Raw genomic sequence first — 24,386 nt, forward strand, 5'->3', positions numbered from 1 at the left:
TATCGATGCGTTGAACCGCAAGTCATTTCAGATGAGCGTCGCGGGTCCGACGAAAATTCACCCTGTAGTTGATGTCATCAATGAAGAGGTAACTCTGATGATAGACTGGTTTGTCACTACGCTTCGGACATATCCGGAAATTGCAATCTTTCTGGCACTGGGTCTTGGCTATTACTTCGGTTCCTTCACCTATAAGGGCCTTGGTCTTGGCGCCGTAACGGCAACGCTGATCGCCGCCGTATTGATTGGCCAGTTGGGCATCACAGTATCTCCGCCTCTGAAGCCGTTTTTCTTTTTGATGTTTCTTTTCGCCATCGGCTATGGGGTTGGACCACAATTTGTGCGCGGTATTGCAAAAGACGGCATTCCACAGGCGCTGTTTGCCGTTGTCGTCTGTTTGTTCTGCCTTGCATCGGCATATTTCGGCGCGGTGATTGCTGGATATGACATCGGCTCTGCGGTTGGTCTCTATGCCGGCTCGCAGACGATATCCGCTTCCATGGGGCTTGCAACAGACGCCATCAATCGCCTGGGTCTGCCACCGGAACAGAGCAAGGCCATGCTGGATGCCATGCCTGTCGCCTATGCTGTCACCTATATTTTCGGAACCGTTGGCTCGGCCATTGTGCTGGCTCTCTTCGGGCCGGCACTGCTGAACATTGATCTGGAAGCGGAGTGCAAGCGATACGAGGAAGAGAATGGCGGCAAAAAAGCGCTCGGTGGCGCTGGAACTGCCTGGCATAACTTTGAACTGCGCGCGTATCGCGTCAAAGACGGTGCACGGATAGTCGGCATGACGGCTTTGGAGGCTGAAAGCCTGCTGCCCTCAGAGCGCGTCTTCGTTGAACGCATTCGCCGCTCGGGTGTTATCGAAGACGCGACCACTGACACGGTTATTGCTGCGGGTGACATTGTTGCAATTGCAGGCCGTCGTGAAGTTCTGGTTGACCTGATCGGAACCGTTGCCTCCGAAGTTGACGACCGCGAACTGCTTGCTGTGGCTGCCGATGGTATTGACGTCTACATCACGAACAAGGAAGTGGACGGGAAAACACTTGCGGAACTTTCAACGCGGCCATCGGCGCGCGGGGTCTTCCTGCGCAAGATCGTGCGTGGTGTCACCGCGACTGAAATACCAATTCTGCCCAATACGAAAATCTATCGTGGCGACATTCTGACAATCGTCGGCCGCACTCAGGACACGGCTGCCGCAACCAAGGACCTTGGGCGCCCGGACGCACAAACCGATGTGGCTGACGTGGCATTCATAGGCGCCGCAATAGCAATCGGTGCGTTGGTCGGTGCACTGACCTTCAGGGTCGGCAGTGTGCCGCTCACCCTGTCCACATCGGGCGGTGCGTTGATATCCGGACTGTTCTTCGGCTGGCTGCGGTCCGTGCGCCCGACATTCGGGCGCATTCCGTCGCCCACGGTCTGGTTCATGAATTCGGTCGGTCTGAATGTTTTCATCGCAATTGTCGGCATATCGTCCGGGCCAATATTTGTGGCCGGACTCCAGCAACTCGGTTTCAGCCTGTTTCTGTGGGGCATCGTCGTCACCACGGTGCCACTGGTTCTTGCGATGTATGTCGGCAAATACATCTTCCGTTTTCACCCGGCTATTCTGCTCGGCTGCTGCTCCGGCGCGCGGACAACGACGGCATCGCTCGGCATGATCAATGATCGGGCCAAAAGTCAGATCCCTGGTCTTGGCTATACAGTCACCTACGCCGTCGGCAACACACTTCTGACCATCTGGGGCATGGTGCTGGTGCTTTTGCTTGCCTGACCGCAATTGCCGGAAATCTGACCAGACGAATGAACATTACGGCCACACATTCACGGGCCGAACCAATGGTGGGAGTGAAGCAATGTCAGGCAAGCCCGCACACAAAAATCAGTTTCTGCAGATGCATTCGGCGCGAGCCGACAACTGGCGCGAGGTCACAACGCTCGCCGATGCCTGGGCGGCCAAGCGTGGTGAGAGGGCGGCGCTGGAGGAGGCGCTGGCCGGGTTGGAGATTATCGAGGAATATAACGCCTATCCCGGCGCAAAACTGCTTGAAGCGCTGAAAGAGCGTATCGCCACGAACGACGCAGGTGGCTCGGCAAAGCTGGCCCGGCGCATATCGAACGGGCTTCTGACCCGCGCCTATAAGGGGCGCGCGGCTGAATGGGACGTCCATGACGTGATGTCACCGGAGGAAGTGGTCGATGTCATGCCGCCCGCAACGGGTGAAACGAATGGCCGCCGCCCCTATTTTGAAGTCCTTTACGTTAACAGCCAGCCAGCCGCGCGGTGGCCCGCTCTGGCCGCTGAAATCCGCAGATTGCGCCGGCCGGAGGATGCTTTCATTTATGAGCCGGTTTTTGTCGGCTCTTTTGAAGATGCGATCTGCGCAGCCGCCTTGAACCCGGACATAGTTTCCGTTGTCCTTGCCGAAGGCTTCCCCTACCGCTCGCGCCATGACGCGCCGGTTCTGCGCACAGTGCTGGACCCGCTGGGCGAAACGCAAAGCCCTGACATGTCCGCGCTTCACCTTTCGCGCGCGCTGAAGCGGATAAGGCCCGAACTTGACATTTACCTGCTGTCCGACCGCCAGGTTGAAAAAATAGCCGGTGACCGGGCAGCGGATGCCGTGCGGCGCATTTTCTACGCTGTCGAAGAGCCGCTGGAACTGCATCTCGCCATTCTGGAAGGCGTGCAGGCCCGCTTCGAAACACCGTTTTTCGACAATCTGAAGAAGTATGCGCGGCGGCCGATCGGCACGTTTCACGCTTTGCCCATTGCTCGCGGCAAGTCTGTTTTCAAATCGGAGTGGATCCGCGACATGGGTGAGTTCTACGGACTCAACCTGTTTCTGGCGGAAAGCAGTGCGACGACGGGCGGACTTGATAGCCTGTTGGAGCCGACTGGCACCATCAAACGCTCCCAGGAGCTAGCCGCTCGCGCCTTCGGTGCTGACCACGTTTTCTTTGTCACCAATGGCACATCCACATCCAACAAAATGGCGGTGCAGGCGCTTCTTGCGCCCGGTGATATCGCAATTGTGGACCGCAACTGCCACAAATCCCACCATTACGGCATGGTCCTCACCGGTGCCCAACCATATTATGTCGAAGCCTTTCCGATGACGGAATACTCGATGTATGGCGCAGTGCCACTCGACACCATCAAGCGCGCTTTGCTGGCGCTGAAGGCGGAAGGGCGTCTTGATCGTCTGAAGCTGCTGGACCTGACCAACTGCACTTTTGACGGGCATATGTACAATGTCCGTCGCGTTATGGAGGAATGCCTTGCCATCAAGCCGGACCTTATCTTTCTATGGGATGAGGCATGGTCCGGTTTTGCTCGCTTCTCGCCCTTCCTGCGTCCACGCACCGCCATGGGGGCGGCGGCCGATCTTGAGGAATGGCTGCGCGACCCCGCTTCGATCAAGGCTTACGAAAAACAGCAGGAGGAGATCGGCAAGGACGCTTCCGACGATGTGCTGCTTGCCACCCACCTGATCCCTGACCCGCGCCTTGTGCGTTTGCGTGTCTACCAGACCAATTCAACCCATAAATCTATGTCCGCGATCCGGCAGGGCTCGATGCTGCTCGTCAAGGATGTCGATTTCCACACTGTGGAAGCGCAATTCCATGAAGCCGTGTTCACGCATGCTTCAACCAGTCCTAACCAGCAGTTGATCGCCAGCCTGGACGTGGCGCGGCGGCAGATGGAACTAGATGGCTACGGGCTGGTGATGAACGCGATCGAGATTGCGCTGAAAATCCGGCAGGCCGTGAACGAGCACCCCCTGATTTCAAAATATTTTCGCGTCCTTGGTGCCGACGAAATGATACCCGCTGCCTACCGGCAGTCAGGATTTACAGATTACCTGACGCCGGGCACCACCTGGGCCACAGCGGTCAAGGCCATGCGGGAGGATGAGTTCTATCTGGACCCCACCCGCATGACCCTTGTGTGCGGCACGGCCGGTTTCGATGGAACCCAGTTCAAGGGTCTTTTGGCTAACCAGTACAGTATCCAGATCAACAAAACATCGCGCAACAGCGTATTGCTGCAATCGAACATCAACAATACGCGCAGCGATGTTGCGCATCTTGTCCGCGTGCTTGTTGAAATCTGCCATGGCATCGAAAAGCGTCTGGCCGATGGTGGCGAAGGTGAACGGACGGCATTTGCAGCCCGGGTTAAGTCACTGATGACCGACGTGCCCGACCTTCCAAATTTCAGTCACTTCCACGACGTGTACAGAGGCGATGCGGGAAAAACGACGCCTGAAGGCGATATGCGCACCGCGTTCTTCAACGCCTATGATGCCTCCATATGCGAATATGTGCCGCTGAACGGTGATGAATGCGACCGGCGGCTGCGTGAGGGTCCGGACATGGTTTCGGCCAACTTCGTCATCCCTTATCCACCGGGCTTTCCAATCATGGTGCCGGGCCAGGTGCTGACGCAGGAGACCATTGATTTCATGCGCAAGCTGGATGTGAAAGAAATCCATGGCTACGAGAAAGCCAGAGGGCTGAAGCTGGTCAAACCCGACGCCGTTGCAGCCCGGGCAAAACGATAACGGGCAAGCGCGGCCTGTGGCTGCGCGCCATCAACCGCAGCGGCCACGACATTCAAGAGAAAGAACACCATGCGCTGGTCGCCACGCGCCATCCAAGGCATTACGCCGTCAATCGGCACACTGCGCCCGGACCTTATTGCGGGTCTGACGGCGGCCGCGGTCGTGCTGCCCAAAGCCATGGCCTATGCGACGGTTGCCGGTTTGCCGGTCAGTGTCGGCTTGTATACGGCGTTCGTGCCGATGATCATCTATGCATTTCTGGGGACTTCGCGGGTCCTGAGTGTCAGCTCGACGACCACCCTTGCAATTTTGACGGCAACGGAACTTTCGCTGGCCGTACCGGATGGTGACGCTGGAAGATTGATCACCGCCACAGCCACATTGACAGTATTGACCGGGCTTCTGCTGATCGCCGCCTCGGCATTGCGGCTGGGTTTTGTCGCAAATTTCATTTCCACACCGGTCCTGACAGGCTTCAAGGCCGGCATAGGGCTGGTCATAGTGTTTGACCAACTGCCGAAATTGCTGGGTGTCCATATCGTCAAGGAAGGCTTTTTCCGGGATATACTGGCACTTTTCCAACACCTTCCCGACACTTCGGGTGTAACACTTGCCGTAGGCGGAACGGCTCTTGTCCTGTTGGTCTTCATGGAGCGGCTGTGGCCGCACTCGCCCGCGCCGCTGGCAGTGGTTGGCGCCGGCATTCTGGCCTCGTGGTCTTTCGGCCTGACCTCGCAAGGCGTCGCCGTCGTTGGTCATATTCCTCAAGCGCTGCCGTCGCTTACATTGCCCGATATCGATCTGGCAAGGCAATTGCTTCCCGGCGCAATTGGTATTGCTCTTATGAGCTTCACCGAAACGATTGCCGCCGGGCGCGCCTTTGCCAAGCAGGCTGAGCCGCCAATCCGGCCAAACCGTGAACTTGTGGCGACCGGGGCTGCAAATCTTTTCGGAGGCTTTTTCGGAGCGATGCCCTCCGGCGGCGGAACTTCGCAATCTGCAGTGGTTCGCGCCGTTGGCGGACAAACGCAGAAAGCTTCCATGGTCACCGCGGCGGTTTCCGCGGCAACCATGCTGGCTCTGGCACCCTTGCTCAGTCTTCTGCCGCAAGCCGTGCTCGCCGCAATTGTGATCGTTTATTCAGTCGGCCTGATCCAGCCGCGCGAGTTTCTGCATATCCGCAGGGTTCGCAGAATGGAATTTCGATGGGCGCTGGCTGCCTTTCTCGGCGTGCTTGTGTTCGGCACGCTGCAGGGAATTGTCGTTGCCATCATCCTGTCCCTGATCGGACTGTCCAGTCAGGCGGCGAACCCGCGCATCCATGTGATAGGCCGAAAACGCGGAGAGGATGTTCTGCGTCCGGCCTCGCCCAGGCACCCCGATGACGAGACCTTCGAAGGATTGCTGATCCTGCGGCCGGAGGGAAGGCTCTTTTTCGTCAATGTGCAGCACGTTGCCGATGGAATTCGCGCACGGGTACTTCAGGCAAGGCCGCGCGTTCTTATGCTCGACCTGAGCAGGGTTTTCGATATCGAATATTCAGCGCTGCAGATGATGGTGGAGAGCGAACGAAATCTTGCGGCGCAAGGGGTTGTGCTCTGGCTGGCCGGGCTTAATCCTGACGTCCTCGACTATGTGCGCGCATCGGGATTTGCAGAGCGGCTCGGTGCTAACCGCATGTTTGCAACGGCTCAATCGGGAATCCGCCACTATCAGGACGTTGTCGCAAACATGGCGGATCCACCGATGAACTGGCGGCACTGACCGGGTGGCCAATGCTGCCGCAGTTGGAAAGCCGGCCTGTTCTAGGGTTGCGCCAGATCCCCCTTGGAAGCACGATAGGCCTGAAGATAGCCCCGTGCGACGGAGCGAATGGCCCGGCCGATAGAGTCGTAAGCATCATCCGGCAGGTTGGCAAAGGATACGCGCACAGACCAGCCTGGCGCCTCGAAGCCAGATCCGTTCAAAACAACAACCCCGTGGTCTTCAGCAAGTTTGAAGGCAATGTCCAGCGGATGTATGTTTTCCTTCACCCAGTCGGTCACTTCGTCGCCCACATATTTTCGCGCCCAGTATTCGTAGTCGATAATGCCGTAATACCTGTCGAAATACGGCCGGGCAGCAAACTCGATTCCCATTCCATTCATCAGCTTGTCGAAACGACGTTGGCAGATGGCCATGCAGGCTTTCTGATAAGTTCTGTCCTCGTCCATCATCTCAACCAGGCCGAACAGCGACATCATCGCCTGCTGCGGCAAAGACAGGCCCGCCGTGTGGTTGAGCGCCACGTCGCGGCTGTCGGCTACAATCCGGTCGATAAATTTGAGAGTGCGCGGGTTGGGGGTCAGTGCCTTGTAGCGCGCGTCCAGCAGCTTCTGCGTCGACTCGGGCAGAGCCTGGATCATCTTGTCGAAGATGTTGTCCTGCGCAACGGCAACAACGCCGAGGCGCCACCCGGTGCAGCCGAAATATTTCGAGTAGGAATAAACCCCGATGGTGTTGTGTGGCAAATGACCCATCACAGACTCGAAATTCGGCACGAAGGTGCCGTAGACGTCATCCGTCAAGATCATCAGGTCAGGCCGTTTGGACGTGACGAAATTGATGAGCCGATCCATGCTTTCCCGATCGATCGCAACGGCTGACGGGTTTCCAGGATTAACAATAAACAGCGCCTTCACCGACTTGTTCTCAAGCGGTTTCAGGTCTTCATCCGTTAACTGAAAGCGGTCTTCCGCCTCTGCTGAAATGTGGATCTGCTTCAGCGCATAATCTTCAAGATGCGGCATTTCCACATAAGGGGTGAAGATAGGGGTAACGAGCGCGATCGTGTCGCCCGAATTGAGAAGGCGGGCGTTCTTCAACGCCTTGAATATATAGCACATGGCGGCTGTGCCACCTTCGACCGGGTAAAGGTCAAACTTGGCGCTTGGGCGGTGACCCGCACACATTGCCCACATCAGGTATTCGTGTGTGATTGCCTCGTTGTGCACAAGTGCGCGATCGGGAACCGGATAGTGGTCACCGATAATGGAGTCCGTGAGTTCATTGACGAATTTGTCCGGGTCAAACGCGAATTTTTTGATTGCAAAATCCACCGTGGCTTCCAGCGTCTCGGCACCGGGTGTATCCGGATCGCCCTTTCGCTTTTCGACCCACGCTTTCAGACGTTTATAGCAGCCTTCAACCGGTGGCATTCCCGCGAGGCCGGCTTCCTCTTCGAAAAGAACACGTTTTGACTCGGTCAGAGCGAATTGACCAAGCAGAAAGAAAGCTTCACGCGCTTTGGTTGCTATCCAGTTTGGATTGCCGCGCCCGGCATTGAGATATGCACGCCCCGCCTTGTCGGTCTGGGCCAGCCTGATGAGCTCGTCCTTGATCTCGAACGGGCTGAGATCCACAAAATTTGCATAAATTCCTGCGTCTCGCATCTCGCTTTCCTCCAATTTGCGCACCCTTGCCAAGCTGGCGATCGCACAGGTGGGCTTAGATTTTGGGTTGTGGAGATTTTATGAAAAGCAAAAGCTGCTTGATAGAGAGATGCCCTGTTTGAAGGGGTAGCATACGGAATGTTACGCTTGCCTGGACACGTAACAAAAGCGGGAAACTCCGCAAGGAAAGACCCCGGGATTGTCATCAAATCCGTGCCGACTTTCAAAGGCGGATCATTTTTTCCTCCACACTGCAAACTGAAGGCAAGACCTATTGTTGCTTGTCATGCCAGCCACTGATGTTGATGACCTTTGTCTGGGTCAGCAGCCGCTCAATCTCCGTGGAGAGTGTATCAACCATTTCCTTGAACTCACGCCGCCGGGCTTCCCGGATGCCGACCTGCAGGCGATCTACGGCAAGCAGCGCCTGTTCCGCACACGCAAGGTCATCGCAGATTGTCCGGAAATTCTCGTTGCGCATGATGAGGTCACGAATTTGCGGCGCATGCGTGGGGAACCGCCGGAGGGCCGAGGCCAGGCCTTCATCATTCAAATCTGATCCGCTTCGTTGCGTCATGGAAAGCCTCTCGTCGGGGGATATGGGCCATCTCGACAGACACTCAGAATAGTGCCTCCGTGAAAACGCGTGACGTAATATACTTGAGACTACGCGCGTGCTCGCATCATTCGGCCATGACTTCAGTGGTTTCAGGAGGCAGAAATTGGCCGGGGGCAAGACCTCACAGGCGTCAATCATGCTCAGGAATTCAATAGAACCTACACGATGCTACGGTTTCCCGATTTCAAAAACCTTTAGGATCAAGCATCGAATGAAGATTGAGGAGATGCGGCAATGGGAAGGAAGCATGGAAAAGCTGAAGCTGCGCCTGCCGAAGAACGCAGCGATGACAAGGTTAACGATTACAGCGGGCAAATGGAGAAGCTCGCTGTGGAGCTTGCCCATCTGCAGGCCTGGGTCAAAAAGTCGGGCGCCCGTATCGTCCTGATTTTTGAAGGGCGTGATGCAGCAGGCAAGGGCGGCATCATCAAACGCCTGACCGAGCGGGTCAGCCCCCGCGTCTTTCGCATTGCCGCATTGCCGGCACCAAGCGATCGCGAGAAAACCCAGATGTACATGCAGCGCTATATCGCCAAACTGCCAGCCGGCGGCGAAGTCGTGATCTTTGATCGAAGCTGGTACAATCGAGGCGGTGTCGATCGGGTCATGGGCTTCTGCAGCGAGAAGGCGGCACGGCGCTTTCTGGAACTTGCTCCACGCTTTGAGGCGACAATTGTTGAAAGCGGGACGATCCTTCTCAAATATTTCCTGACGGTCAGCGAGGACGAACAGGAGCGCCGCTTCCGCCGCCGCATTGATGATCCCGTGCGCCAGTGGAAACTGAGCCCCATGGATGTCGAATCCTACCGGAAATGGTGGGACTATTCGCTCGCCTATGACGAGATGCTGCGCATGACGGACAGTGAACACGCCCCGTGGTGGATTGTGCCTTCCGATGACAAGAAGCGGGCGCGCATCAACTGCATCTCCCACATTCTTCAGTCCATCCCCTACGAGCGGGTGAAATTCGACCCACCCAACCTGGGAAAGCGGCAAAAGCGTCCGAGCGATTATATTGAAGACACCAGCCCGCGGCGTGTTGTGCCGAAAGTCGCCTGATCGGGGGGGCTGCCAGCGCGAGCGCCCCCTGACCTTGACCAGACAAAACAGCGGCGCTGACGGGATTGCATATATTTTTCAGCAGCACACTGTTCTTGAAGGGATTGAAGGCGCAGGATGCAAAATCAGTTTGTTCTGAGATTATTCTCTGTTTCCGTTTCCGGGCATGGTCCTGGAAACATCTTCGGGCATTTGTCGGCAACTTCTTCACAGACGCGCCATCCGTGGCGCTGGCGAGCATGAGGATTGATGTGATGCGATTGCACGGCCTTTCACCATTTATGCGCGTCTTGAGTATCCTCGTGGCTGTTGCTTCTGGCCTGGGGATCAATGCCACGGTCCGGGCACAGCAGACCACACCGGTTGCTGCGGCCGGCAATCAGGAGGATGCAGCGCCGGACCTTCTGACAGCGGATGAACTTGCAGTGCTGGTGGCGCGCATCACGCTTTATCCAGACGAACTGGTGGCGCTGATATCTTCCGCTTCTGTCTACCCTTTGCAAATCATTGAAGCGGAGAGGTTTCTGGAGCAGAAGAAAACCAACGCGGATCTGGTGCCCAAGGACAATTGGGACGACAGCGTGATTTCGCTGCTCAACTATCCTGACATTGTAAAAATGATGAGCGACGATCTCGATTGGACGCAGGCGCTTGGAAGCGCACTTGCCTATCAGCAGAAAGACGTGCTGATGGCCATTCAGGATCTGCGCGACAAGGCCGTGGCGAACGGCATCATCAAAACCGATGACAAGCTGAAAGTGGAAACCGAGGGAGAGGCGGTGGTGATCCGGCCAGTCGACCCGGAAAAAATCTACGTGCCGAAATACGAGCCGGAGATGCTTTATCAACCCGGCTACGTTCAGGCGCCTATCGGTTACTACAGCGAACCCTATCCAAGCTATTACTATCCTTCCGCGCCGTATTTCGCAGCCGCCATAACCGGCGCTGCCATATGGGCGGCCGCCGTCGACTGGGACGACTGGGGCGTATGGGGCGGCCGCTGGCACGGCGATGTCGATGTGGATTGCGACAGATGCTTCAACAACATCGACATCAACCGCGACAAATTCAAAATGGGCGATGTCGACTGGAAGAACATTGACCGCTCGAAGATCAGGTTGGACAAGAACCAGCTTGCCAATATCGACCGCGGCCAGTTCAAGAACGAGTTCAAGGCGAGCCGTGGCAACAATCTGGCCACACGGGCCAGGGAGGCTCTGCCCAATGGTGGCAACAGGGTTTCCAACAGGCCGCAGATATCAATTGACGATGTGCGCAAGAGCAAGGCCGCAGCCAGGCAGACCCGCCCCGAGCGCGAACGGGCGGCAAGTGTCAATCGCGGTGATGTCAGCAAGGCGGTCGCCAACCGGCCGGCGGCAGCCAACAGGAAAATTTCCAATGCCCCAAAGAACGTCAATCGAAAGGTAACCCGGCCAAAGCCCGGCGGTCAGGTGATGAAACCCGGCAATCGCTCCGCGATTGGCAATGTCGGCAACAAGCGGCAGATTCAGATGTCGTCCAGCCGCGGCCGTCAGTCGATGCATGGCGGCGGACATCGCCGGCCGCAATCCATGGGCAGCCACCGGGGCGGTGGCGGGCGGGCTATGCCGCATGGCGGCGGTCGTCGTCGTTAACAGCTTCGATAAGGAACGGGCGATGAAGAACACGGCACACAAAACACGGGTGCTTCCGGTTTTCGGAGCGCTTCTTTTCAGCACAATGATGGTGGCGGTGGCTGCTGCCGCTGCGGATGACAATGATCCGCCGCTTACTGAATATCTGTCGGCGGAAGATCCACCGGCATTTGATACACCTGAGCAAGCGGTGGAGGCGTTTAAATCAACCATCATCGGCGGCGATTTTGACAGGCTGACGCAATTGCTTGGCCTGGATGCAGCGAAGGCGAAAGCCAGTGATGGCGCGAGAGACAATTACGCGAAAATACAGGCAGGCGTGAAGGAAAAAGTGGTGCTCGCCGAAGATCAGGACGGTGGCAAGGTTCTGGAAATCGGCAATCAGCTATGGCCGCTACCATTTCCACTGGTGCGGATGGATGATGGAAAATGGGTCTTCGACACCTATGCCGGGCTTGAAGAGATCGCCGATCGTCGCGTGGGAGAGAACGAGCTGGCGACCATTGCCACAATGCGGTTCTATGTCGATGCCCAGGAGGACTACGCATCGCGCGACCGAGACGATGATGGTGTTCTGGAATATGCGCAAAAGCTGATCAGCACCGAAGGCCAGCACGACGGACTCTATTGGCCCGACGAACAGGGCGATGGCGACGAAAGCCCGGCGGGCTCGGGACTGATGGAGGGAAGCGCGCTGGAAGACGCCAAAGCGGGACTTGGATATAACGGCTACCACTACCGTATCCTTACCGGCCAGGGCGACAATGTTGCCGGCGGAAAATTCGACTACGCCATTAACGGCAATATGATCGCCGGTTTCGGGCTTGTCGCCTGGCCCGCAAAATACGGAATTACCGGCGTCAAAACCTTCGTCGTCAACAAAAGCGGCATCGTCTACGAGGCTGACCTTGGAGATGAGTCCGCAACCTTAGGTGAGCAAATCCGAACGTTTAATCCTTCGGATCAGTGGGTCATCGTCCAGGAGTAAACCGGGCCAGCCAAGGCGAAAACGATGATTGATCTGCGCTTTAATGCCGCATAATATACCCGGTACTCCGGGATGCGCAGGGGACTGCCGGTCCTGGTGATGCATGGGGGTGAAACGATGAATTTCGTGCGTCCAGCAGATCCGCCGTTGCATGTGCCAATTGCCGACGATGAGATACGTCAGCAACTATCCAGGGTTTTATCGAGCCGGGCCTTTGATGCGCCTGATCGTGCGCAAAAATTCCTGTCCTACGTTATCGAAGAAACGTTGCAGGGGCGTGCCGACCGCATCAAGGCCTATTCCATCGCGCTGGAGGTGTTCGGGCGCGATGCGTCCTTTGATGCACAGAACGACCCTGCCGTTCGCATCGAAGCTGGTCGGGTTCGGCGAGCTCTCGAACACTATTATCTGCTGGAGGGGCAGCAGGATCCCATCCTGATCACCATACCGAAAGGTGGTTATGTCCCGGCTTTCACTCGTTTCCACGAATTGAAGGCCATGACGAGTGAACTTAATCCCAGGCGTCCACCATTGGTACAGGGCACTGCCCGCACGGCGGGCATGATGTCCGCTGCTGCGCTGTTGATCGGCGCTGGCCTCTGGGTCGTGTTCAGCAGTTCAATTGTGCCAACGTTCCGGGCAAGTGAACCAGATATTGCTTTGAAAGCCGTACCGCCCATTCCCACGGTCATTGTCGCGCCTTTTGAAGATATTACAGGTACACAAAGCTCGTCACTTTTTGCTCGAGGGTTAACCGATGAACTGATCGGCCAGATGGCGCGGTTCAAAGAGATTGTTATTCTGGCTGGCGATCGTTCAGGAAGCGCAATGACGGAGCCGGGCCACGGTTCCGAACTGCCGCTTTACGGACTGGAAGGCCGCGTTCGTCTGGATGACAACCGTCTGAGATTTTCGGCGCGCCTGATCGACCGCTCAAGCAAGGCGATTATCTGGACAAAATCTTATGATGCGGCACTTGGCCGACGCGAGCTGCTTGATATTGAAACGGAATTTGCCGGGGAGGTGGCAACTGCCCTGGCCCAACCCTATGGGGTGATCTTTCAGGCAACGGCGTCCGAGCTCGTGAAGTCGCAGGTGAAGGGCGCTCAAGCGTATGCCTGTACCTTGTCCTATTACGGATATCGCTCTGATCTTAACCGGCAGACGCATACCTCAGTTCAGGATTGTCTCAAGCAGGTTGTCATTGATTATCCAGGCTATGCAACTGCCTGGGCATTGCTGTCACTGACCTATCTGGACGAGTTGCGTTTTCGCTATCGCCTTGAATCCTCCGGGCCGCCACCTATTGATCTTGCGGTGGAGGCCGCCGATCGTGCTGCGGAACTCGACCCCGGCAATGTGCGTGCTTTGCAGGCCGAAATGCTCGCCAAATTTTTCAGCGGCGATGTCAAAAATGCTTTGTACATTGGCGAACGTGCCTATGCGATCAATCCGAATGATACGGAATTCACTGCGGAATATGGTTTTCGTCTGGCTCTGTCGGGAGAATGGGAACGTGGTTGTGAGTTGATCTCGCTCAGCATTGATCGAAATCCCGGTCCGATGGAGTATTTCCAGTCAGCGATGGCAATCTGCGCATATATTGGCGGCGATTATGCGGAAGCCGAGCGCTGGGCCCGCACCTCGAACCTGAGTGGGAATCCGATTTACCATCTCATCATGATCGCTATTTACGGCCAGCGCGGAAAGATGCTGGAGGCTCAGGTGGAACTAGGATGGCTGGAACTCAATGCCCCGCAATATCTGGAGGATACCCGCAAGGAAGTGACATCGCGCATTCTACGCGACGAAGATCAGGAGCATTTTATTGCAGGGCTGCGCAAAGCAGGGGTTTACGTGTCGGCAGTGCCATCGCCCCGTGCAGAGGATTCGCTGGTTGACCTGAATCCGCCTCGGGGGTGATTTTCTGCGCGTCGAACTGAGCAGGTTTCCGGGTCAGCTGGCTGGCGGTTCCCAGTTGAGATAAAAGCCGATGTCGCCGGGAACGCCACCCGGAAAATTGATCACCATGGCTTTCAGCCGATAGCCTTGCGGCTGCGCCACTTCCTTGAACCGGTCGTAAAGTTCCTTGGCCTTGCCCTGCAGAGTCTGCGGCCAGTCCGGATCGCCGCTGTTGATGGCGCGTCCACTGTCGCTGCAGAAGTCGGATGGAAAACTGTAGACCAGGGCTTCCATCTTGCCGTCTTTCAACGCCCGCGTTACGAGGTTGCGGATGGTGGCGCGTTCCTTTTCGCCCACATGCTGATTGAAAAACTCGTCAGCAAATTTCGAGAGCTCGTCCTGCCTGCTGTTGCGGTTTTTGTTCTCAAGTTCCGTCGCAGCGCGCCGCTTCTCAAACATCTCATTGCGCAGGGCTTCCGCGCTTGGAACGGGTGTGTTTGGATCGAGAGTGTTCGGTGACATATCCTCGGCTCCGTGTTTGTTGGATGGTCGAGAGTAAGCCCGGGCCCGCTTTGTTTGAAGTAAAATACGGTAAAATCGCCGATGATGATTGGCGGCCGTTAATCGCCACAGCCCGCCGCTCTTTCGATAAAACTCGCCGGGAGCTAGACACCCAGAGCCATATCCAAAGCGGCATTGCAGTGAATCAACGTTGTATCAAATACCGGGATCGGCACGTTTGATTCATTCAGCAACATGCCAACCTCTGTACAGCCAAGGATCAGGCAGTCCGCGCCACGCGTCTCCAACCTGGCGGCAATGGACACATAGGCTGCTTCGCTCTCTTCGGTTACAATGCCGCGGCACAGTTCTTCATAAATGATCTGATGGGTTGCTGCCCTGTCCGCAGCGTTCGGCACAATCGGTTCCAGCCCTGCCACCTTCAGCCTGTCCAGATAAAATGACTGCTCCATTGTAAACGCCGTCGCCATCAGCCCCGGTGCCCTAAGGCCCCGTTCCTGAATGGCGAATGCTGTTGCATCAGCGATGTGCAGGAGAGGGATGCTGACGCCCTGCATCATCTGCTCTGCCAGCTTGTGCATGGTGTTGGTGGCAAGAATGATGAAATCCGCCCCACCATTTTCCAGCGCCGTGGCCTCGCGGTTCAGCACCTCGCCAGCCTCGTCCCATTGGCCGGATTTCTGCAAGGTTTCAATATGCGCGAAATCCAGGGATCGGATCAGCAGTTCCGGCGAATGCAAACCGCCAAGGCGCTGCTTTGTAAGGGCACACAGTTCCCGATAGTAGATCTGCGTTGATGCGGCCGACATGCCGCCAAGGATACCAATTGTTTTCATGCGTTGGGAAAGGATCCTCAAGGTTTGCGTGTCAGCGTGCCAAGGCCGGAACTGTTCAGATCATCCATTGTCACCGTTGCGCCGCGCCCATCCGCTCCAATGGTAAAGCTGACCGCAACCGGCATCTCAGGCATTTCCGGCGCGGGGTGGTAAAGAAAGATGTCGCGGTCGAAATGCGTCAGGTCAAAGCGGCTGTGGGCGTCTGGCCCCATCGTCAGAACCAGCTTTTCATCCGACACCGCAATCTCTGCTTCCCCGAAATAGTCATTGGCGTAACGGCCTGCGTAAGCGTCAAGGTCCAGTGCTGGTTTGACAGTTTCCGGCTTGGCGTAGGTCTGTTCTGCCTCTGCAATCGCCGGGCCAAACAGGCCGGCATAGGCCGCGTTCCACGGCTCGGCCCAGTTGCGGGTCACACGTCCTTCAAACGCCAGGTCAAAAAAGCTCGCCGCCAGCGCCTCTGGTACTCCGGATGGGAACGAATTGCCGAGAACAACTATGCCAAGCCCCGAATGTGGATAGAGGGTAACAAGAGTGCGCGCGCCGACACTGAACGCCCCGGCATGGCCCCAGCTGAGCCCGTAACGTTCAAATTCCACATTCCAGCCAAGCCCGTAAAACGAACTGGCGCCTGTTACCGGATTGTTGCCGCGGGTCATCAAAGGCTGGTGCGTGGCAGACAAGGCATCCGCGGGGATCAGCCGATTGCCATTGTAAATACCGCCGGAAAGCTCCAGCTTCATCCATTCCGCAAGATCGCGAACAGTGGAACTGATGCCGCCGGCTGGTGCTTGTGCGTCAGCGTCGCGCACCAGCAGCGCTGCCCAATGGCCATCATCCAGCATGTGCAGCGCGCTGCGATTGGTCTGCGCCACAAAATCAGAGTGCCTTGATGACGTGGCTGCCATGCCCAGCGGTTGGAAAAGCTTTTGCCGGGTGGCATCCTCCCAGCTCAGCCCCGCTGCGTCGGCTGCTGCCACGGCACCCGCTGTCAGGCCGAAATTGCTGTAGCTGTAACCGGCCCGGAACGAGCTGGCCGGTGGCACCTGCCGGAGCTTTGACAATATGTCCTGCCGATCAAAGCCCAGAGCCTCAAGCTCGTTGCCTGCATCGCCCGGCAGGCCGGACCGGTGGGAGAAAAGATCACGCGGCGTGACCTGCTGGCTGGGATAGGCGCCCTGAAGCTGAAAGCCGGGATTGATGTGTGAAACGGGTGTGTCCCACTCAAGCGCCCCTTCGCCAACCAGCGCGGCAACCACCGTTGAGGAAACCGGCTTGGAAAGAGAGGCGAGCTGAAACACTGTGTCTGCATCCACGGTGTCCGGCTTCCCTTCTTCACGCAGGCCAAAGCCCTTGAGAAAAACCACCTCACCCTCGTGCACAACCGCAATCGCCAGCCCCGGCATTTGGGAAGGGCCGGAGCCAACGCTTTTCAATGCCAGCTCTTCAAGCTGCTGAGCCGCCGATAGCACTTGATCCCGAGCAACGGGCCTCTTGATTTCAAGCGCCGCATCCGCCTGCGCACCCGCAGGAGCCGCCATCGAAATGGCCAGCAGAGTTGTGGCGGAAAAAGCCAGTATGCGGCTGCGGCGTCTCTTGGTCATGGCTTCGTCCCCCTGAAGCAATTTCATCAAAACCGTTACACAGTTTTGCTGAAATTGTTCAGGTTCGTAAATAGCCGTTTGTGATCAGGGTCAGGCCCGATCAGAACATGTCCCAAAGACCCAGGGTCAGCCACGGGAACAGGTCGAGCAGCAGAACGATAACGAGCACCGAGATGATGAACGGGACCGCTTCCCGGAACACCGCTCCGGGTTTTACCTTGGCGATCTGTGATGAAATGAACACCAGAATACCAACAGGCGGCGTTACCCCGCCAAGCTGGAGGGTGACGATCATGATAATTCCCGCCTGTACCGGATCGACACCAAACTGCGCCAGAGCCGGCATCAGCAGCGGGGCAACAATCAGCATAGCCGGTGTCAGATCCAGAAACAGGCCAACAATCAGCAGAATTGCATTGGTCAGAAGCAGCAGGCCGAACCGGGTATCGACAAAGGTCGAGCTCCAGGCAATGAGCACCTGAGGGATCTGCTCTGCAATCAGCGACCACGCAAACGGTGCGGTTGCCGCAATCAGAAACGCCACCGTAGCCGTTGCAACAGCACAATCCCGGAAACTCTCGTAAAACTCGCCCCAGGTGTAAGCGCGGTAGACAAATTTTCCGAGGAGGAACGTCCACACCAGCGCCATCACGCCGGCTTCTGTGGCCGTGGTGACGCCAAAGCGTATACCGCCAAGAACCAGAACAACAATCAGCAATACGGGGATGGCAGAAACAAAGCTGCGGCCGATAACCGAAAGCGGCGCGCGGCGATCTGCCCGCTCATAGTTGCGACGCACCGAAATGATATAGGCGCAGACCATCAGGGCAATGGTGATGAGAATGGCCGGTATGATGCCGGCGATGAACAGCTTTGCAATGGAAACTTCAACGACCGAGGCAAAGACAAGCATGGCAATGGCTGGCGGAACAACATTCGGCAAAATCGCGCTGGTTGCCGTAACCGCACAGGAGAACGCCGGGTCGTAACCGCGCTTGACCATCTCGGGAACGATAATTTTTGTCGAACTTGCCGCATCTGCTCCGGGTGAACCGGAAATGCCGCCGACAAGGAAGCTGTTGAGAATATTGACATGCGCCAGGCCGCCGCGAAAATGCCCGACAAGACTGGACGCGAAGGCGATGAGGCGTGCGGCCAACCCACCCAGATTGAGCAGGAAGCCCGCCGACAGGAAGAACGGGATCGCCAGCAGAATGAACTTTGCCACGCCATTTGTGGCATTTTGCACAATGCCGGGCGCTGGCAGCAACCCGCCGGTGAAGGTTGTCAGGAAAACACCGGCAAGCAGCGAGAAGGCGACGGGAACTCCGAGTGCCAGACAGACGAAAAACCCGATGCCGATAATCAGACTGGGAGAGATGCCGCGCAGAGCGTCGCCTGCACCAAAGCTGAGAGCAGCGTAGAAAGCGCCGCCAATGGCAATGGCCAGCACGTTGCCGAGAAACGTGTTGCCTGCCTCGCTGCGGCGTGTGGCAAGGAAAAACAGCGCAAGAGCGCCGGCTATCGGAACAACTGCGTAACGGATCGAGTTCGGCCATTGCAATACGGGGCTGAGGCCGCCAACCAGATCTGTCAGCCGATATCCGGCAAACACCATCATGATCAGCACAAAGGCCACAATGCCGTTGCGCAGTGCCAGAAACAGTGTCTGTGCCAAAGCCGTCTTTGGCACAGGGATGATTTCAACGCCAATATGAGCATCCCTGGCAACACCAATCGTGGCACCCAGGAAGATCAACCAGGTGAAGGCGAGGATTGCCACTTCCTCGGTCCAGGCGAAGGCGTTGTTGAACACATAGCGAGAGATAACGCCGGCAAAGACCGTCAGCGTCATTATCGACAAAAGGGTGAAGAGAGATGCCCCCAGAACAGCTTCAAGGCCATTCCGGAGTTTGCCCAGGGGGCCGTTGATGGGCTCTGCGCTGCCGGATGCAATGCCTGCACCTTCAAGCGCAGCTTCCTTTTCAAGCTGCTCGATCGACTGCATATGCTCTCTCCTCCCACAAAGCCGGAATGAAAATGTTCATTCCGGCTTTCCCGTCGACGTGTGTGTTATTCAGCGGGGGTCGCTTCGGTGATAATTGCCAGAAGTGGTTCGGCGTCCGGAATTTCTGCCGCAAAGCGTTCACGCACGGGCGAAAGCCGATCGACCCAGGCCTGACGGTCAAACTCTTCGACTATGGTTGAGCCTTGTTCGACAGTGGCCTGCAAGGCTGCCGCATCTGCCTCTGCCAGCAGTGGTGCGTAAGCGGCCTGCGCTTCAAGCGCTGCTTCCTGAAGTGCGGCGCGATGCTCTTCCGGCAGGGATTGCACCCAGCTATCTGCAACAACCCACGTGCCGATTGCATAAATATGGCTTAGCGGGGTGTAGTAAGGCGCAACTTCAAAGAACCGCGAGGTCAGATAGTTGGAAGCGGTGTTGTCAAACAGATCAATAACGCCGGTCTGCATGGAATTGTAGATTTCCGGCGCAGGAATTGGCACCGGGTTGGCGCCAGCGGCCTCCCACAAAGCCACGTGGATAGGGCTTTGAATGACGCGCATGCGCTTGCCTGCAACATCGGCCACATCGGCAATCTGCGTCTTGGAAATCAGCGAGCGGCCACCATTTGGCGTGAAGCCAAGCAGGTGAAAGCCATTGTCAGTGAAGTTCTGCTTCAATGCTTCCGTCAGCGGTTCGCTGACGCTCATGACATGCTCGTCGCTTTCAAACACGAATGGCAGATCCAGCACCTGTAATTGTGGCACCCATTGTGCCAGAACCGAGCTGGTCAGAATGCCCATGTGAACGGAACCGATGCGCATTCCTTCCGCCGATTCAGCTTCACCGCCAAGCAGGCTGTTGGGGAACAGCTGAATTTCAACGGCTCCGTCGGTCTTCTCCGCAACGAGTTCGGCAAAAATCTGAGCGGCGCGATATTTTGGGTTGTCCTCCCGAACATCCAGCGAAAAACGCGCAGTGTAGTCGGCGGCAAAAGTGGCCGAGGTGAGGGCACCCAACAGGGCGAGCGAAATTGGCAGTGCGCCAGCTTTGAAATTCAACATGCAGTTCCTCCAGTTTGGCTGCTCCTCTGCAGCCATCTTCTTCAGTGACAGTATGTCCTTGGGCGAATTCATATTCCGAAAGTCGGTCTGAACGACCCTTCCGCATCCAGAAGTGCGGGATCTATGGTCTCTTCCAGCTCGTCGATCATGCTCATGCCGAAATCGACAAGCTGATCCGATGTGCGGCAGGCTTGCGCCTTGTCGCCATGCAGAACCGATTCAATGATGTCGAGATGCTTGTTGATCGTGCGCTCAAGCCCCGCACGTCCGCCAATCTGCGAAATGTGCAGATATCCGATACGGCGAGCCATGGCATGCAGCGGCCGCAGCGCACTTTCCAGAAAAGGCTCCCCCGATGCGTGCAACAGCAGGATGTCCAGCGCCTTGTCGATTTCGTTGAAGCCGTCCAGTGTCAGCCTGTCACGCTCGCCGATGAGGCGACGCTTCAGGAATGACAATGTGGCGCGGTGATTGGCACTCAGATTGCCAACGGCTGCTTCTGTGACAAACCGGTTGAGGTCACGGCGCACGCTGACAAGCCGCCGTTCGCGGGACAGATCGATTGTTGGAACGCGAAGGCCGTTGCGCGGTTGAATCTGAAGCAGGGTTCCTGCGGCAAGCCGGCGAACGGCCTGATGAACGGGCGTGCGGCCAAGGCCAAGTTTCACCTGCAGGTCCTGCGTGCGCAGCTTTGACCCCGGAGCCAGTGCCATCGAAACAAACAGCTCTTCGATTCGCTCATAGGCGGCAGCCGTCAGGTCGGGCCAGTTGGTGACTGCAAGCGCGCGTGTATCGGCTTCAGCCTGTTTCGAACCCTCAGGTGTCGGGGCAGTGTCGGCGTTGCTCATGTCTGGCCCCTCTTGGCTCGAGTGATTTAGCGTGATATTTCACAAAGTATCACGAAATGTCAACGAGTGGCGAATTGTCGCCAAGGGTCAGAATGAGGAGACGAGATGCGGATCACAGCGATAGAAACCTTGAGGCTTGAAGAGTTCGCCAATGTTCTCTGGGTCCGCGTGATCACTGATGCCGGTGTTGTTGGCCTTGGCGAAACCTTTTACGGCGCTGGAGCTGTGGAGGCGCACATCCATGACGTGCTGGCCGGGCGCCTGCTTGGCAAGGATCCATTGAGAATCGAGGCACATTCGCGCGAGCTGGTGAACCTGCCGATGGCTCAAGCCTCCACCGGGGCAGAATATCGTGCCGCTTCAGCCATTGATCTGGCGCTGTGGGACATTTTCGGCAAAGTCTGCGACATGCCGGTGCATCAGATGCTGGGCGGGCTGTGTCACGACAGGGTGCCGATCTACAACACCTGCGCAGGCTATGGTTATGTGCGGTCAAACAGCATCAAGCCGGTGGACACCTGGAATTTCGGTGCAGCGGCCGGTCCTTATGAAGATCTGAACGGCTTCATGACTGACGCCGGGGCCGTTGCTGAAAGCTTGCTGGAGCAGGGTATTTCAGCAATGAAAATCTGGCCGTTTGACCCTGCGGCGATTGAGAATGACGGTCGGTTCATCACCGCGGCGCAGATGCGAAAGGCTGTTGAGCCATTTGAGAAGATTCGCAAGGCGGTGGGCGACCAGATGCGGATCATGGTCGAGTTCCACTGCCTGTGGAACCTGCCCACCATCAAGCGGATTGCCCGTGAGCTGGAGGCATTCGATCCCACCTGGTACGAAGATCCGATCCGCATGAACTCGGTGAGCGCATTGAAGGAATTGGCGGCGTCCACAACGGTGCCGATCTGTGCGTCCGAAACGCTGGGATCCCGCTTTCCTTACAAGGATATGCTGGAGGCGGGGGCAATTGGCATTGTGATGACCGATCTGGTGTGGACCGGCGGCCTGACAGAAGGGCGAAAAATCGCCAGCCTTGCCGATACATATCATCGCCCCTATGCGCCGCATGATTGCACCGGCCCTGTCGCTTATGTTGCGGCCGTCCACTCGTCTTTCTCTCAGCCAAACACAATGATTCAGGAATCAGTTCGGGCTTTCTATACTGGGTGGTATACGGAGCTTGTAACCGAGCTGCCGCGGATTGAAGATGGCCACGTGCTGCCGATGGAGGGCCCGGGACTGGGAACAGAACTGCGCCCCGACGTCTTTCAGCGGACAGACCTGACCTGCCGTGTTTCAAAGCTTTGAATGGAGTTGCATATGTCTCGACTTTTTAACCTTCAGGGCAAGACAGCCCTGGTAACCGGTTCTTCACGCGGGCTTGGTCTGGCCATGGCGCAGGGGCTTGCAGATGCCGGTGCCCGGCTTGTTCTGAACGGCGTCAATGAAGAGCGTCTGGAGTCTGCTGCAGCGGCATTGCGGCAGGATGGGTACGACGTTCTGGTGGCCGCATTTGACGTGACGGATGAAGCCAGTGTCGTTGCGGCGTTCGAGCGGTTTGACGCTGAAGGCATCGCGATTGACATCCTTGTCAACAATGCGGGCGTGCAGTTCCGCAAGCCCATGGTCGAGCTTGCAACCGCCGACTGGCAGCGGGTGATCGACACGAACCTGACCAGTGCATTTGTTGCCGGGCGGGAAGCTGCCAAGCGTATGATGGCACGCGGCGCAGGCGGAAAAATCATCAATATCGGTTCTCTGACCAGCGAACTGGCCAGGGCAACGGTTGCACCCTACACGGTGGCAAAAGGCGGCATTAAAATGCTGACGAAGGCCATGGCGGCGGAGTGGGGCGAGCATGGCATTCAGGCCAATGCAATCGGGCCCGGCTATATGCTGACCGACATGAACGAGGCGCTGATTTCCAATCCGCAATTTGATGGCTGGGTCAAGGCCAGAACGCCAGCCCGGCGGTGGGGCGCGCCTGAAGAACTGGCGGGCACCGCCGTGTTTCTTGCCAGCGACGCATCCAACTATGTCAACGGGCAGATCATCTATGTCGATGGCGGCATGATCTCCGTTCTCTGATCCGGCCTTGCGTAGTCAGATAAAGTCGGTGGTCGTAAAGTCTGTGACGACCACCGATTCAGAATGATGACGTCAGGATAAATCAGTCCAGCATTTCCTTCGGCAGGTCCTGCTTGAAATACTTCTTATAGATATCATTGAGCTTGCCATTGTGCAGGTTGGTGCTGACCCATTCGTCAGTCCAGGCGCGCAGGTCGTCGTCCCCCTTGCGCAAACCAATTCCCATTGGAAATGCCGCAAGTTCGATGGTTACTTCCAGGCCAAGATTGGGATTTTGCTCTGCGATCGAGTTTGCTGACGACAGAGCCGTCGCAATGATCTGCTGCTGACCGGTGATCACCGCTGTATTGGCGGTTGCCTCATCCTCATAGCGCACAATCTCGACTTTTGCCCCGCTATCCTTGACAAGTTTTGTCAGTGCAAGGTCAGTCGTCGTTCCGCGCACTGCTGCTACTGCGTGCCCGGACAGGTCATCCACCGATTTTACGCCCATCGAGGCAGGTGTGGCCACCACAACCGGTACAACGCCGTAAGGTCTTGAAAAGTCAACGACCTGCTTGCGTTCATCGGTGATGGAAAAAGACGATATCACCATATCCACGCGATCTGACGTGAGAAATGGTACGCGGCTGGCGCCGGAAACAGCAACCATTTCCAGAGCCACACCCATATCTTCCGCAAGAAGCTTGGCGGTTTCCACGTCCGAGCCAATTTCCTTGGCGTTTGCGTCGAGCATGCCATAGGGCGGGTGGCCAATGTCCACACCAACGATGATCTTGCCTCGCGCCTTGATTTCCTCAACTGATGCCGCGTTTGCGCATGTTGCCATCAGCGTTGCACCCAGTGTGGCTATCGTTGCCAGTGCATAAGCTTTCATTCTGCTGTCTCCTCCACAGTGTGATTGGTTTTGCTGCCATGTGTTTTTGCTACAGGCCGTTTCCTGTAAACATCCTGAGTTCCGGAGTTCCGGGGTTCAGAAGCATGTCTCCGGTTCCGGTTTCCCAGACTTTTCCCTCGTGCATGAACACGATGAGATCGGCGACCTGACGTGCGAAGGCCATTTCATGGGTTACCAGAACCATGGTCATTCCTTCCGCCGCCAGCCCGGCAATAACGCGCAGCACTTCACCGGTCAGTTCCGGGTCCAGTGCCGAAGTTACCTCGTCAAACAGCATCAGCCGTGGCTGCATGGCCAGCGAGCGGGCAATTGCC

At 56.9% G+C, this 24,386-nt stretch carries 19 protein-coding genes; 9 read left to right on the forward strand and 10 right to left on the reverse strand.

The annotated features are described in order from the left end of the window. The first annotated feature begins 97 nt into the window (after nt 1–97). The 3 genes from aspT to FPY71_RS14850 all read left to right on the forward strand — a co-directional run bounded on the left by aspT (nt 98) and on the right by FPY71_RS14850 (nt 6,347). On the forward strand, nt 98–1,789 hold the full coding sequence (gene aspT, locus FPY71_RS14840) for an aspartate-alanine antiporter (protein WP_149301131.1): 1,692 nt from the start codon (nt 98–100) through the stop codon (nt 1,787–1,789). Nucleotides 1,790–1,871: 82 nt separating this feature from the next. Beyond that, nucleotides 1,872–4,583, forward strand: a complete 2,712-nt coding sequence (locus tag FPY71_RS14845) for an aminotransferase class I/II-fold pyridoxal phosphate-dependent enzyme (RefSeq protein WP_149301066.1) — start codon at nt 1,872–1,874, stop codon at nt 4,581–4,583. A 69-nt stretch (nt 4,584–4,652) separates the two neighbouring features. After that, nucleotides 4,653–6,347, forward strand: coding sequence for a SulP family inorganic anion transporter (locus FPY71_RS14850; protein ID WP_149301067.1), 1,695 nt, complete (start codon nt 4,653–4,655; stop codon nt 6,345–6,347). Between the two features lie 41 nt (nt 6,348–6,388). On the opposite strand, the gene FPY71_RS14855 is transcribed toward FPY71_RS14850, so the two are convergent. Both FPY71_RS14855 and FPY71_RS14860 read right to left on the reverse strand, forming a co-directional pair. Then, nucleotides 6,389–8,014 (reverse strand): bifunctional aspartate transaminase/aspartate 4-decarboxylase, encoded by a 1,626-nt coding sequence (locus FPY71_RS14855; RefSeq protein ID WP_149301068.1) that lies wholly within the window; start codon nt 8,012–8,014, stop codon nt 6,389–6,391. 271 nt (nt 8,015–8,285) lie between these two features. Continuing rightward, nucleotides 8,286–8,591, reverse strand: coding sequence for a hypothetical protein (locus tag FPY71_RS14860; RefSeq protein ID WP_149301069.1), 306 nt, complete (start codon nt 8,589–8,591; stop codon nt 8,286–8,288). Between the two features lie 276 nt (nt 8,592–8,867). On the opposite strand from FPY71_RS14860, the gene ppk2 reads away from it, so the two are divergent. The 4 genes from ppk2 to FPY71_RS14880 all read left to right on the forward strand — a co-directional run bounded on the left by ppk2 (nt 8,868) and on the right by FPY71_RS14880 (nt 14,237). Continuing rightward, the gene (gene ppk2, locus FPY71_RS14865) at nt 8,868–9,692 is read left to right on the forward strand and encodes a polyphosphate kinase 2 (RefSeq protein WP_149301070.1); all 825 of its coding nucleotides are present in this window, start codon (nt 8,868–8,870) and stop codon (nt 9,690–9,692) included. Between the two features lie 239 nt (nt 9,693–9,931). Continuing rightward, nucleotides 9,932–11,326: a DUF3300 domain-containing protein gene (locus FPY71_RS14870; protein WP_425457890.1), complete on the forward strand. Its 1,395-nt coding sequence runs from the start codon at nt 9,932–9,934 to the stop codon at nt 11,324–11,326. Between the two features lie 22 nt (nt 11,327–11,348). Then, a complete protein-coding gene (locus FPY71_RS14875) occupies nt 11,349–12,314 on the forward strand; it encodes a DUF2950 family protein (protein ID WP_149301072.1) in 966 nt (321 codons plus the stop codon). 117 nt (nt 12,315–12,431) lie between these two features. Further along, the gene (locus FPY71_RS14880) at nt 12,432–14,237 is read left to right on the forward strand and encodes a hypothetical protein (RefSeq protein WP_149301073.1); all 1,806 of its coding nucleotides are present in this window, start codon (nt 12,432–12,434) and stop codon (nt 14,235–14,237) included. Nucleotides 14,238–14,270: 33 nt separating this feature from the next. Here the strand turns inward: FPY71_RS14880 and FPY71_RS14885 are convergent, their stop codons facing one another. From FPY71_RS14885 to FPY71_RS14910, 6 genes are all read right to left on the reverse strand, one after another. After that, nucleotides 14,271–14,738, reverse strand: coding sequence for a histidine kinase (locus FPY71_RS14885; RefSeq protein ID WP_149301074.1), 468 nt, complete (start codon nt 14,736–14,738; stop codon nt 14,271–14,273). A gap of 143 nt (nt 14,739–14,881) precedes the next feature. After that, nucleotides 14,882–15,574, reverse strand: a complete 693-nt coding sequence (locus tag FPY71_RS14890; RefSeq protein ID WP_149301075.1) for an aspartate/glutamate racemase family protein — start codon at nt 15,572–15,574, stop codon at nt 14,882–14,884. Nucleotides 15,575–15,591: 17 nt separating this feature from the next. Continuing rightward, nucleotides 15,592–17,175, reverse strand: a complete 1,584-nt coding sequence (locus FPY71_RS14895; RefSeq protein ID WP_246160568.1) for a serine hydrolase — start codon at nt 17,173–17,175, stop codon at nt 15,592–15,594. Nucleotides 17,176–17,275: 100 nt separating this feature from the next. Next, nucleotides 17,276–19,183, reverse strand: coding sequence for a TRAP transporter large permease (locus tag FPY71_RS14900; RefSeq protein ID WP_149301076.1), 1,908 nt, complete (start codon nt 19,181–19,183; stop codon nt 17,276–17,278). A 65-nt stretch (nt 19,184–19,248) separates the two neighbouring features. Next, entirely contained in the window at nt 19,249–20,241 is a 993-nt protein-coding gene (locus tag FPY71_RS14905) for a TRAP transporter substrate-binding protein (protein WP_188052361.1), read from the reverse strand. Nucleotides 20,242–20,309: 68 nt separating this feature from the next. Beyond that, nucleotides 20,310–21,089 (reverse strand): GntR family transcriptional regulator, encoded by a 780-nt coding sequence (locus FPY71_RS14910; protein ID WP_149301078.1) that lies wholly within the window; start codon nt 21,087–21,089, stop codon nt 20,310–20,312. Between the two features lie 105 nt (nt 21,090–21,194). Between FPY71_RS14910 and FPY71_RS14915 the strand changes: the two genes are divergently transcribed. Further along, a complete protein-coding gene (locus tag FPY71_RS14915; protein ID WP_149301079.1) occupies nt 21,195–22,394 on the forward strand; it encodes a mandelate racemase/muconate lactonizing enzyme family protein in 1,200 nt (399 codons plus the stop codon). A 12-nt stretch (nt 22,395–22,406) separates the two neighbouring features. Further along, the gene (locus FPY71_RS14920) at nt 22,407–23,174 is read left to right on the forward strand and encodes an SDR family oxidoreductase (RefSeq protein WP_149301080.1); all 768 of its coding nucleotides are present in this window, start codon (nt 22,407–22,409) and stop codon (nt 23,172–23,174) included. 82 nt (nt 23,175–23,256) lie between these two features. Here the strand turns inward: FPY71_RS14920 and FPY71_RS14925 are convergent, their stop codons facing one another. Next, nucleotides 23,257–24,051, reverse strand: a complete 795-nt coding sequence (locus FPY71_RS14925) for a transporter substrate-binding domain-containing protein (RefSeq protein ID WP_149301081.1) — start codon at nt 24,049–24,051, stop codon at nt 23,257–23,259. Nucleotides 24,052–24,100: 49 nt separating this feature from the next. Then, the coding region (locus FPY71_RS14930) for an ATP-binding cassette domain-containing protein (protein ID WP_149301082.1) at nt 24,101–24,386 on the reverse strand (286 nt) is incomplete at its 5' end.

The sequence above is a fragment of the Aureimonas fodinaquatilis genome, assembly GCF_008369445.1.
GTDB classification, from domain to species: Bacteria; Pseudomonadota; Alphaproteobacteria; order Rhizobiales; family Rhizobiaceae; genus Aureimonas; species Aureimonas fodinaquatilis.

What these genes read in the sequence shown, in the direction of transcription:
- aspT (WP_149301131.1), top strand. Translation starts at nt 98, where the DNA reads ATGATAGACTGGTTTGTCACTACGCTTCGGACATATCCGGAAATTGCA.
- FPY71_RS14845 (WP_149301066.1), top strand. Translation starts at nt 1,872, where the DNA reads ATGTCAGGCAAGCCCGCACACAAAAATCAGTTTCTGCAGATGCATTCG.
- FPY71_RS14850 (WP_149301067.1), top strand. Translation starts at nt 4,653, where the DNA reads ATGCGCTGGTCGCCACGCGCCATCCAAGGCATTACGCCGTCAATCGGC.
- FPY71_RS14855 (WP_149301068.1), bottom strand. Translation starts at nt 8,014, where the DNA reads ATGCGAGACGCAGGAATTTATGCAAATTTTGTGGATCTCAGCCCGTTC.
- FPY71_RS14860 (WP_149301069.1), bottom strand. Translation starts at nt 8,591, where the DNA reads ATGACGCAACGAAGCGGATCAGATTTGAATGATGAAGGCCTGGCCTCG.
- ppk2 (WP_149301070.1), top strand. Translation starts at nt 8,868, where the DNA reads ATGGGAAGGAAGCATGGAAAAGCTGAAGCTGCGCCTGCCGAAGAACGC.
- FPY71_RS14870 (WP_425457890.1), top strand. Translation starts at nt 9,932, where the DNA reads ATGAGGATTGATGTGATGCGATTGCACGGCCTTTCACCATTTATGCGC.
- FPY71_RS14875 (WP_149301072.1), top strand. Translation starts at nt 11,349, where the DNA reads ATGAAGAACACGGCACACAAAACACGGGTGCTTCCGGTTTTCGGAGCG.
- FPY71_RS14880 (WP_149301073.1), top strand. Translation starts at nt 12,432, where the DNA reads ATGAATTTCGTGCGTCCAGCAGATCCGCCGTTGCATGTGCCAATTGCC.
- FPY71_RS14885 (WP_149301074.1), bottom strand. Translation starts at nt 14,738, where the DNA reads ATGTCACCGAACACTCTCGATCCAAACACACCCGTTCCAAGCGCGGAA.
- FPY71_RS14890 (WP_149301075.1), bottom strand. Translation starts at nt 15,574, where the DNA reads ATGAAAACAATTGGTATCCTTGGCGGCATGTCGGCCGCATCAACGCAG.
- FPY71_RS14895 (WP_246160568.1), bottom strand. Translation starts at nt 17,175, where the DNA reads ATGACCAAGAGACGCCGCAGCCGCATACTGGCTTTTTCCGCCACAACT.
- FPY71_RS14900 (WP_149301076.1), bottom strand. Translation starts at nt 19,183, where the DNA reads ATGCAGTCGATCGAGCAGCTTGAAAAGGAAGCTGCGCTTGAAGGTGCA.
- FPY71_RS14905 (WP_188052361.1), bottom strand. Translation starts at nt 20,241, where the DNA reads ATGTTGAATTTCAAAGCTGGCGCACTGCCAATTTCGCTCGCCCTGTTG.
- FPY71_RS14910 (WP_149301078.1), bottom strand. Translation starts at nt 21,089, where the DNA reads ATGAGCAACGCCGACACTGCCCCGACACCTGAGGGTTCGAAACAGGCT.
- FPY71_RS14915 (WP_149301079.1), top strand. Translation starts at nt 21,195, where the DNA reads ATGCGGATCACAGCGATAGAAACCTTGAGGCTTGAAGAGTTCGCCAAT.
- FPY71_RS14920 (WP_149301080.1), top strand. Translation starts at nt 22,407, where the DNA reads ATGTCTCGACTTTTTAACCTTCAGGGCAAGACAGCCCTGGTAACCGGT.
- FPY71_RS14925 (WP_149301081.1), bottom strand. Translation starts at nt 24,051, where the DNA reads ATGAAAGCTTATGCACTGGCAACGATAGCCACACTGGGTGCAACGCTG.